We start from the raw sequence: 11,284 nt of genomic DNA, 5'->3' as shown, positions 1-11,284 counted from the left end.
GGAAAGGTTGATGTTGCTGTTGCGCAGCACCCAGCTTCCCGCACCATTGAGGGCATTATTCAATGCAGTCAAGGTGCCGCCCGCATAGGTATCAAAAATCAGCGTGCTGCCACTGCCGATATTGACACTGCCGCTACCCAGGTTGGCGTTTTGTGTAGCGGTCAGGATACTGTTGCCCACCAAGTCGAACAGACCGGCAAAGCCGGAGTTCGCACCAATCAAGATGGTTGATGAGCCATTATTGAGCTGTACTGTAGAACCGCTCACCCCACTTAGAGGATTACCCAGATCGCCCGCAAAGCCACTGAGCAGCAGTTGCGCGGTGGCATCTGTTAAATCCACCGCCGCAGTGCCAAGATTGGCGGCACTGGTGACGGTCAGGCTACCGTTAGTGTTAACATCAAAAATGCCACTGAAGCTGTTATTACCCGTCAGCCCGATCGCGGCGTTGGCATTCACGGTGCCCGAGCCACTGAGCACATTGGTAAACGCTGGATTCGCACTATTCAAATTCAGGGTACCGTCAACCTCAACCCCCCCACTGCCCAGATTACCCGCCCCACTGAGCGTAGTGATCGCCCCCGAGGCCACCGTGGTTTGCGCCGATAGCCCGCTGTTTGCGCCCGTCACGGTGAACGTGCCGCCATTGATATTCAGCGCCCCGGCACCGCTCAGCCCTCCTGTTCCACTCGACGTACCGCCATTGGTGATGTTCAGGGTGCCGCCAGCCAGGTCGACGGTGCCTACGTTGCTCAACGCATCCACGGTTTGCTCATTGCCCGCCAGATTAACCGTTGCCCCAGTAGCCACATCGAGCAGTGAGGTGTTCCCCAGAGAATGACTGGCTCCCAGCGTCAGGCTACCTGCATTGACGGTGGTAGATCCCGTGTAATCATTCAAACCATTACTGAGGGTCAGCGCCGTGTTATCGGCCCCAATCGCCAGATTACCAGCACCGGTTAACTGTGAGGTCAGCGTGGTATTACTGGCCCCGTTAGAGGTCAAGGTCAGCGTTTGCCCAGCTTGCAGATCCGACTTCGTCAGTTGCTCATGGATACTCAACCCCAGATTACTGAAACCATAATTGCTGACCAGATCAAAATCGTAGGTATTCACCGCGACCACTTGGCCGCCCTGTATATAGTCTGCCGTGGTTCCCGTCAGCAGGTTATTACCCAGTAAATCCTGCAGTTGGAGCCGTGCTAAGTCCGCAGCGGAAAGCGCATTGCCACTTTGCACCAGATCGGTAAAAGCCCCAGCATTGAGATCTAAAATATTACCGGCGGTCAGCAACGTAGGGTCGGCCTGGATCACCGAATTCCCGGTGACGGAGAGTAAACCCGCCCCTGTACCGCCACCGGTACTGATCAAGCCCCCCGGTGAAAACTGCAAAGTGCCGCCGTTAAAGACCAGATCCCCCACATTATGCACACCGGGATCCAGAGTGAGAATCCCTCCGGCTGAGTTACGCAGCGTGGCGTTATTCAGCGCACTGGAATTGAGGCCCGACAAATTGAACGTGGCATTACTGATATCCACGGTACCGGCAAAGTCACTACCGGCACCGACGCCAAAATCAAAGGCACCGCCCGTGTCGTTGATATTCAGCAAGCCCGTACCGGTCAAGGCATTGTTAAACGTCCCGCTATTGGAAAAATTCAACACGCCGTTAAGCGCAATCGAAGCGGTACCGAACTGGTTAAACGCATTAGCGTTTAATATGCCACCCGCATCAATCTGCCAGTTACCGGCAAAAGTGCTGGCCGCGTTTAGAGTGACATTGCCAGCCGACTGCACCCGCGCATTGCCTGTGCCACCGAGAATAGCGCCAAATGCGCCGTTATAGGTATTACCGAACAACAGGCTATTACCGGCAGCCAGATTGACATTGCCGCTGGTAATATTACTGCTGTCACTCAGGGTAATCTGGGAGTTGCCGGTCAGATTAATATCCGCGAAGTTTTGCAGCCGGGTTGCGCTGTTCAAAGTGCGGGTAGAGTTGCTCAGGTTCAGCGTATTGGTGCCGCCCCCCGCATTCAGCACCCCTAAAGAGGTGGTACTGCCGTTGGTGAGGTTATTGACATTGAAGGTGTCGTTACCGGCTCCGGTATTCACCGTATAGATCGTGGCGCCATCGTTAATGTTAACGATATTATTACCGGCCCCCAGATCGATGATCCCGGTACTGACCGAGCCACTGTTCAACGTCAGCGTATCCGCCCCTGTGCCGCTGGTCAGCGAACCCAATGTACCGTTGTTAACGACGGTATTACCGCTGTTCCCCATGGAAACGCTGCCGCTGATGCTCCCGTTATTGGTCAATGTCTCGGCAATACTGTTGCCAAAGGTGATGGCGGCAGCCCCCCCGCTGGCATTGATCGTCGTATTAGGTCCGACGGTGACGGCACCTCCGGTGGCACCCGAGGTCGCAATGCCCGTCGCCGCTGCACTGTTGACATTGATATCCAGGTAAGCGGAAGAAAGATCGAGCGAAGTCGTTGAACTGATCCCGGTGACTGTTCCACTTCCCGTCAGATTGATAGCGTTATTTGCCAAACCTTGCAGGAAGTTAAGGCCTGCCAGGGTGGTGAACACCGTGCCGCTGGTGGCATTAAATTGGACATTACTGAGATTGACACTCCCAGATGCGCCTTTAGCAATGGCACTGCCGGTTCCACCCAGGTTGAAAATGGTGCCAGTTAACGTCTGGATGCCCAGGTTGCTTGCACCGATGGTCAGGCCGGTAGCCACACCGGTGGTCGCTATCGTTCCGTTGACAAGATTAAGCACAATGTTGTTGCCGAGCGTAATACCGCTACCCCCGGTCGCCGTGATTGTCCCACCGGTACTATCTACCGAGATAACTTTACCGGCAGTCGTCGCATTCAATGCCAAACCGGCAGTGGTGCTGGTAATCGAACCGCTGTTGGTCAGCGTGACAGTGCCGGTGCCGTTATGAGTGAGTGCCACACCGGCAGTGGTACTGTTAATCGTCCCAGCGTTAGTAACATCTACCGTGCTGCTCCCCGCATCTGTGACACTGATCCCGGTGGCTTTTCTGATCGTCCCTTCCGCCTCATTGCGCACCACCACTTTGCCCGAGGAGTTAGCAGTGACGTTAATCCCAGTGCCAGCAGTGACATTTGCCGTGCCATCAGACATGGTCGCCGCTGAGCGGATATAAATCCCTCCCGTACCGGTAGTTTTGGAGGCAAGGATGCCATCGTTAGCGGCACCAGCGGCCACCACCAGATTTGACCCCGGAGCCAGGTTGTAGATCACATCGTTAGGCGAAGCCGGGCCATTGTAAATCACTGAGTTCGTAGCAGTACTGGAGGCATTGCTGATCACATCTCCCGCCGGATTATGCATGATGACAATAGCCCCGGGGCCAAATAAGCCGGTGCCCGAATTATAAGAGCCTATCTTCACGCCGTAGTTAGCCGCGCCCAATAGATTTTGTGTAGTTAATGCAAAATTTAATTTGGCGCCGTCGTCAATTTGAAAACTATAACTAGGTTGACCTACACCAACACTACCATCACTATTGGTAAGACGAGAACCAATAATTTGCACATCAGCAGTATTAGTAAAGGTAATCAGACTATTGGCGGGGCCACCATTTGTCCAAAAGACAGCAGGAAAATTAGGGCTATCGATAGCAGTTAAATGATATCGCCCCGTCATTTCAATGTGACTAGTAAGAACAGATTGGCGACCAGTACCAAAGGTCAATAAAAGATCCTGATTAAAATTACCCAGTGTTACCTTACCTATATTGTTAGGCGTTACTATAGTATCCAGCCCTAACGCTGCAATTTTACCATCAGGCACGCTTCCAATATTATCGATGCTGATATTCAGTCTGGAATCGGCATCTTGAGCGGAGAATATTCTACTGAAACTGAGGCTGGGATTAGCGAGTGATGTCGCGATAGCGTTAAAGTTAACAACACTGAAGGTTGCATTACCGCTCCATGGCCCATTAACAGCCGTATTACTCAGAAAGAAAGCTCCGGTATTCATGGTCAAAGTATGACCACCGCCATCCAGAACCAAATTTTGCCGATTACCTGAAACCAAGTTAACAGCATAAGCAAGGACAGGGTTAGTTCCACCAGAATTAACAGTATTAGCTGAGTTTTGCACGATATCGTTAGTGAGTAATATGGTCGTTGCCGTGCTTCCTGCTCCCGTTCCCAAGGCTGCTGCCAAGGCGGCACTGGTTCCTACCGTCACGCAACTGCCACCCGAAGCATTACATTCAGCCACAGTAATCGCATAAGCATTGTTATAAATCGTCAGGGCGGAAAATAGTGACAAGGCTACAGCGCTATTTTTGAAAAATTTACTACTTTCTTCTTTTTTATCAGAATGTTGCTGATTGCAGCTACTATGGCTGGCCGTTTTCTGTTTTGTATTGGTAAGTTCACTAACCACCACCCAAACCTGCAATGCAGCACTCCATATGACTCTGTAGACCTTGTTCATAAATGTTCCTTTAAAAAATATGATAACTATCAGCCATAATTGAGCTATGTACCGCCTTCGATTCGGTGTTATGTAGTGGCGTGATTTAGCGAGAAAAACGGATTCAGGTTAAATCTAGCTCTGTCCCGTTAAAAAGCAAACAAACCGTTTGCGGTTCAGATTGATGTTGGCGCTTCTTTATTGAAACTACGATAAGAATCGTGTCAGTATCAGGCCATATTAATTGCTGATACAGACAAACATTAACTCTTAATAAAAGGGGCTTTGTTAATGGAATGGTCGCCCCCTAAATCCTGTGCCACAATGAGAAGATAAATCGTCACTACTACTTGAGCGGAACGACCATCATGAACGTTCAAACTATCGGTATCGATTTGGCAAAACAGGTTTTCCAGGTCCACGGAATTGACGAGCACGGCAAGCGGTTGTTCAATAAGCAACTCAAACGTGCAAAGAGGCTTTCCTTTTTTGCCAATGTCCCCCATAGGCCGGTAGCGTCGATGACCAGGTGAGAGATTTCACCACGGGTTGGCGTTTTTATGCTGATGCTAACGCTCTTTGCCCGTTTGCTGACCAGAGAGTAATCCGGGCAGCGCAACGGCAGAGCCATCAGCTTAAAAATCGAGTCAACAAAGCCCTGTAAAGCCCGAAGCGGCAAGTTGAATACGCGCTTCATCATCAAGACCGTGGTAATCGCCATCTCGGTGTAGTGAAGCGGTCGGCCACGACCTTCAGGTTGTGTACTGTCAGTCCACACGGCAATCGCAGATTCATCAAGCCAGACCGTCAGAGGGTCGCGCTGCCTGAGTGCTTTGTTGTAAGTTGACCAGTTGGTGATTTTAAACTTTTGCTTTGCCATGGGAACCCGATGCTGAAACGACTGTAGCGCTCAGATCCGCCAATCTTCTGAAGGTTCGATTTATTCAAAGCACCTGTACGGCAGTGAACAATTAGCCGCGCAATTTACCGACATGCTTTACTTTCTAAGCTGCCTGTACGGCAGTGAACGACGAGATACTTTTCAATCATGCTTTCAATTTTTTCTAAGCTGCCTGTACGGCAGTGAACTACTGCGAGTTACTTTGTTTCTTAACCCACTTGTTTCTAAGCTGCCTGTACGGCAGTGAACCTTCGTTAGCAGGTTCATCTTCAACCACCGCATTTCTAAGCTGCCTGTACGGCAGTGAACGTAAATAAAACTTTTTCATTATCATAAACTACTTTCTAAGCTGCCTGTACGGAAGCAAACGTCAAGTCAACACAACTCCACTCAATTCGACTAATCTTAGTTTTTAGCTTTATTTTATAAATGGTTATCTATTTTCATTGTCAACACGGTTCAACTGACGCTACCCTCTATCAACAACTATTTGGGGGCCCAAATGGGGGCCCTAAACATCATTTCTACCCGAGGTTATCATGTCACGACAACCTGCCAAGAGCCTGAGTGCACTGGATATCAGGAACGCCAAACCCGGTGATAAAGAATACAAGCTCTATGATGGTAACGGGCTCTACCTGTTGGTCAAACCCAACGGAGCCAAATACTGGCGTATGAAGTATCGCATCTATGGTAAAGAGAAAAAGCTGGCTATTGGTGTGTATCCTGAAATCTCTTTGGCACAGGCACGTATCGAACGGGAAAATGCCCGTAAACTGCTGGCTGAAGGCAAAGACCCCAACACGCTGAAACGAACCACGCGAATCTCTGAGAAACGGCATCATGAAGATACCTTTGAAGCCATCGCCATGGAGTGGTTTAACTACAAATCACAACAATCTGGTGCCTGGGTGGCAACCCATGCAGACGATGTAAAATCGGGGCTGGTCAATGATGTCTTTCCCCATATTGGCAAAATCCCCATTCGGGACATCACCCCTAGGTTATTGCTGGACGTGCTGCGTCGGATGGAAAAACGGGGTGTATTTGTTCGCCTGCGTAAAGTGCGTCAGCACTGCCATCAAATCTTTGTTTACGCCATCGCGCTTGAACTGGTCAATTCCAACCCGGCCAGTGATTTGGCAAAACTGCTCAAAACCCCGGTATCTGACAACCTGCCGCATCTGAAAGAAGAAGAGTTGCCAGAGTTTCTTCGCACGCTATCAGCCTATGAGGCTAACCCGGTATTGCAGATTGCCACTAAAATATTGCTGCTGACGGGGGTCCGTACCATGGAGTTACGACTGGCAGAATGGGGAGAGTTTGACTGGGAAAATTCAGTGTGGACCATACCGGCAGAGAAGATGAAAATGCGACGACCTCACCTGGTTCCGTTGTCTCGTCAGGTGGTTGTGTTATTAAAACAACTTCAAACACTGACGGGAGGGCACCGCCTGTTATTACCTGGACGCAATGCCCCAGATAAACCCCGTGCGGAAGCGGTCATTAACCATACGCTTTATGCTTTGGGGTATAAAGGGAGGACAACCGGCCACGGGTTTCGCCATACGTTAAGTACTATCTTGCATGAGAAAGGGTTTAACACAGCCTGGATTGAACTCCAGTTAGCGCATGTGGATAAGAACAGCATCCGTGGTACCTATAACCATGCCCTGTATTTGGAACAACGGCGAAATATGATGCAGTGGTATGCTGATTACATCGATAGTCTGGAAAGTGCAAACACAACAGCATAAATGCTCAGCCCGTCGAGGGCTGAGCATTACTTTTCTTTTTTTATACATTACTTAGGGCATGTATTTTTTTAGGGAGTATCGCTTCATCCTGAAACCTATGGCATCATTCTTCGTTCCAGCTAGTGAGCTTGAAATTTTGCTTTGCCACGGTACACCGTTGTTCTCTCAGAAAGAGAGTGATCTGATCCTACTGCTCAACAATGCCACAGGCAGAACAATTTTATCTGTTGATAGCCTAAAAATAGGCACTCTCTGTTTTTTCGTCTTATCTCCGTTAATGCGACAGAGTCGGATTATTAGCCGATTTTTGTCAAATTGTGTAGATACCCGAGTGGTCAAGGCCTGATTTTGGTCAAGACTTAACATCTTTATACGCCGAGACAACCACCTGCGGGATAAAGTGGCGCACTTTAACCGAAGTCTTAACGCTACAAGCCAAAGGGGGTACACAGCAGCAAATAGCAAACGCCGACCACGCGATAATCAACGCAGTCCGGGTACAGCGCGCTGGCGATAATTTGCGGCGTGGTAAGCGATGCCGCGGCAGGAAGCGCTGCGGCAGCTACCAGCATGGCAAGCAATGAACGCGGCAGTCTCATGGGCGACTCCTCTCCCGCAGTTCGCTGGCCTGACGAATGTCCGTCGTGCCATACACCACGTCCCGATCGTCAAACACCATCGCCGGGACCTTCTGAATACCCAGTTGCCAGGCTTTCAGTACGCCCTGCCAGGCCTCGGCAATCTCTGCTGCTGCGCCACGTTGCCGACTACCTGACGGCTTTTACCTAGCGTCGGCATTTGCCAATAGTTTCCATAATAAGCATTCCAGGTTACTCCCCCAAAACGAGGGAGTGTGGCACTTACCGCACCCGAGGTGGCCAAAATTGGACGATGATCACCCCGGAAACCTGCTCACTTTTGCACTTTGTTTTACACACCGGCAGACAATGGTACTCAAAACCCAAACTGGATGGTGCCATAGGGGGCCTGGCGTGATCCTCTTGCTTGCAAGTTGGGAACTTGGAGAACCGCTTTACTTAGCCTACCGAAAGAGGGAGTTCTATTATCTTTTTAACTAGCGTATTCAAGTTTTTGCACTCAATGATAAAATCAAAATCCACATCAATATCTGTGTTTACCTGCTCCTCTAGATATTCACACAATTGAATTATATCTATTGAATCCAGTCCTAAAGAGGATATTTCTGCTTCCATATGCTTTTCATTGAAGCTTTTTGATACGTGTTGTAAGCCCCAGCTTAATATTAAACCCTTTAATTGCATCAGTTCCATTTTAACCTCTAATCCACAGTTGAAAAATAAGTTTTTATTATGCCAAGCTCATTGTTAATATATAATTCCTTACATTTCTGACGCCGAATTTTACCACTTGATGTCATAGGGATAGTTGACGGTTTTATCAGTGCAATACAATAAATAGGAATGGTGAACTCTTTGTACACTGAGGTTCGAATGTCTTTTATTACCTTATCAAAATCAGCATTTTTGTAGTGGGTTCTCTTTAGTTCATGAACTAATATCAATCGTTCTTTTTTATCAAGGTAAATTGAAAATGCAGCACAACGTTCACTTTTAAGAGCTATATTTGAACGACTACTACACAATTCTATGTCTTGAGGGTAAATGTTTCTCCCATTAAAAATCAATAGGTCTTTCGTTCGTCCAGTGATGTAGATATTTTCACCATCACTAAACCCTAAATCACCTGTATTCAAGTAATTTTTGAACTCTATATCACCATGTATATGATTATTGAACGTTGCTTTAGAGTGTCTTGTATTATTCCAATAACCGATTGAATTACTTGGGCTATTTATCCAAATTTCACCCACCTGCATACGGACTAAGGCTTTTTTAGTTTCACTATCCACTATAGTTACGGAGTTTTCAAATAAAGGTTTTCCAGAAGAAACCAGCACAGTTTTCTCTTTTGTAGAGTCTGCCTGGTGTAATTTTATTTGACCTTTTTCATAGGAGTCTCTTTCAACATTTAAGTAAATAGGCGACTGAGCCTTATCTGCACCACTAATAATAAGCGTTGACTCTGCCGTTCCATAGCATGGGTAAAATGATGACTCTTTAAATCCACAGTTTCTAAAAGCCATGCTAAATCTTTTTAAAGTACCTGCACGGATAGGTTCGGCACCATTAAATGCCACCTCCCAACTTGATAAATCAAGTTCTCTCTTATCTTCTTCCTTGATGCGTTCAGCACATAGGTCGTACGCAAAATTTGGAGCCCCACTGACTCTAGCTCTATATCGAGATATAGCGTTTAACCAATTAACAGGATTCTGTAGAAAATTATTGGGAGCCATAAATATAAAAGGTTGGCCTATATAAATAGCCTGAAGAAAGTTACCGATTAGTCCCATATCATGAAACAACGGCAACCAAGAAACATATACCGATTCACTGAAATTTCTAAAACCTTTTTTAAGAAGGATCTGATTCTCGATCAAATTGTCATGTGAAATAATCACCCCTTTTGGGGCTCCTGTCGATCCTGAAGTAAACTGTAAGAAGGCGGTATCACTTCCAGTAACGTGAACCGGAAGCTTGGGGGAAGAACTAACTAAATCTTCGTATGATTGAATCGCAATCCGGAGATTGTGTATGTGGATTCGCGAATTAACTAATAACTTTGGATAGAAATCCTCAACAATAACAGCCAATTTTGCATCTGTACTTTCAATTATTCCTTCAACTCTAACCCAGTCAGACTGCCTTTTGCCGGGTATTGGTAGCGGTATCGGTATAACCCCGGCATAAAGACACCCAAAAAAAGCCACTGCAAATTCGTATGAAGATTGAAATAATAATAAGACCCTATCACCCACATTAACTCGGCTACGAACTCCAGCGGCAAATTTCATTGCTAACTCATGTAGTTCTGAATATGTCATTGCAGGCTTCGCAATATCTCCGTTGGATATGAATATTAATGCTGTTTCATCAGGCTTTACTGAGGCCAGATCAGATAATATTTCAACAAAGTTTTTTAATATATTTTTATCAGCATGATTAACTTCTAAATCTATTATATCTTCTGTTATACGCATAATCATTTTCCGTTAGAATACATGTCATTCAGATTTTTTTGTAGTCTTAGTTTAGAGCCTATCCCAATAGGAGTTTATTCCACACAATAAGCCCACAGGAAAAATGCAACATCCCTTGGTAGTTATCGGTTTTTTTCTCCCACCGGGTCAATAAACGACGATACCGATTCAGCCAGCTGTGTGTCCGTTCGACCACCCAGCGCCGAGCTTTCTTGCCCGGCTCTTTTTTCAACGACTCTAACTCCGTTTTTCTGCCTTGAATATGGGGAATATAACGCCTCGCTTTTAACTCCTGTTCCAGCCATTCCGCTTTGTAGCCGTTATCCAGACATAAGTGTAATCGAGCGCCGGGTTTCCCTGTTTGAAGTGCATCAAGCGTTTCCTCCACCAGATTGATGTCGTGAACATTTGCCGCCGAGACAACGCAGAAGAGCGGCAATCCGTTGGCATCGGTCAGTAGGCTGCGCTTTACTCCCTGTTTTCCTCTCTCTGTCGGGTTGCGGCCCGTTTTTTTGTGCCCGCAAGGGGGGCTTTGGTCATACATCCATCGAGGGAAAGCCATGACCAATCGATACCCGACAATTTCTCACTTTTGAGCAACCCATTTTGCCAAAAACGTTCAAAAACACCGACGCAGTCCATTCCTGGAAGCGGAGCTGGAGGAACATATTCCTGTCGCCTTCAGCGCATTCCATTGGCATCCAGTACGTAGGACAAAGAAAATGGCATTCATGGCAGCCCGGTTATCCACTCGACGACGATGGCGGCCTAGGGGGTGATGAGTCTTATGTACGGGAAGCAACGGTTCCATTTGGGCCCATAACTCGTCAGAAATTAACCAGCCTGTTTCCATGATTTAGTCGATATCTATTTAACGTTTTTCCACATCGTTATAGACAATCCCTATTGGGATAGGTTCTTAATAACTCCATGGATTGTATCACTTGTGCTAGGGAATTGAGACCATCAAAATAGTTACACTACTAATGCGTTATGAGCCCTTATAGAAAAATAAGAAAAGAGGATTCCCAAACCCTTTTAGGGCCTAAATTGTAAAAAATTCGATATATCTTC

At 47.2% G+C, this 11,284-nt stretch carries 4 protein-coding genes, 5 pseudogenes and 1 CRISPR repeat array; of the genes and pseudogenes, 2 read left to right on the top strand and 7 right to left on the bottom strand.

Annotated features, from left to right (window positions below):
- A partial coding sequence (locus tag WG891_RS03120; RefSeq protein ID WP_443006022.1) for an ESPR-type extended signal peptide-containing protein occupies positions 1-4,491 on the bottom strand: 4,491 nt, incomplete at its 3' end.
- 347 nt (positions 4,492-4,838) lie between these two features.
- Here WG891_RS03120 and WG891_RS03115 point away from each other — a divergent pair.
- Positions 4,839-4,973, top strand: a pseudogene (locus WG891_RS03115) (IS110 family transposase); the annotation flags it as partial.
- Between the two features lie 2 nt (positions 4,974-4,975).
- Here WG891_RS03115 and WG891_RS03110 read toward each other — a convergent pair.
- Positions 4,976-5,350 (bottom strand): annotated as a pseudogene (locus WG891_RS03110) (transposase); the annotation flags it as partial.
- 121 nt (positions 5,351-5,471) lie between these two features.
- A CRISPR array of direct repeats spans positions 5,472-5,740; the repeat unit is 28 nt; unit sequence TTTCTAAGCTGCCTGTACGGCAGTGAAC.
- A 170-nt stretch (positions 5,741-5,910) separates the two neighbouring features.
- Between WG891_RS03110 and WG891_RS03105 the strand changes: the two are divergent.
- Entirely contained in the window at positions 5,911-7,128 is a 1,218-nt protein-coding gene (locus tag WG891_RS03105) for a tyrosine-type recombinase/integrase (protein ID WP_337261377.1), read from the top strand.
- 367 nt (positions 7,129-7,495) lie between these two features.
- Here the strand turns inward: WG891_RS03105 and WG891_RS03100 are convergent.
- The 5 genes and pseudogenes from WG891_RS03100 to WG891_RS03080 form a co-directional block, all read right to left on the bottom strand.
- Positions 7,496-7,727: pseudogene (locus tag WG891_RS03100) on the bottom strand (TIGR03756 family integrating conjugative element protein); the annotation flags it as partial.
- Positions 7,724-7,870, bottom strand: a pseudogene (locus WG891_RS03095) (DUF1525 domain-containing protein); the annotation flags it as partial. The pseudogenes WG891_RS03095 and WG891_RS03100, both read right to left, overlap by 4 nt.
- 295 nt (positions 7,871-8,165) lie before the next feature.
- Positions 8,166-8,420 (bottom strand): acyl carrier protein, encoded by a 255-nt coding sequence (locus WG891_RS03090; RefSeq protein WP_337261378.1) that lies wholly within the window; start codon positions 8,418-8,420, stop codon positions 8,166-8,168.
- Positions 8,421-8,428: 8 nt separating this feature from the next.
- Complete coding sequence (locus WG891_RS03085; protein ID WP_337261379.1) at positions 8,429-10,210, bottom strand: fatty acyl-AMP ligase; 1,782 nt, start codon at positions 10,208-10,210, stop codon at positions 8,429-8,431.
- Positions 10,211-10,268: 58 nt separating this feature from the next.
- Positions 10,269-11,063: pseudogene (locus tag WG891_RS03080) on the bottom strand (IS5 family transposase).
- Positions 11,064-11,284: the final 221 nt, after the last annotated feature.

It is taken from the genome of Serratia sp. MMO-28, from assembly GCF_037199905.1.
Classification (GTDB): domain Bacteria; phylum Pseudomonadota; class Gammaproteobacteria; order Enterobacterales; family Enterobacteriaceae; genus Chania; species Chania oryzae.
The sequence above is the reverse complement of the archived record's forward strand: the minus strand, read 5'-3'. Positions and strand labels throughout refer to the sequence as shown.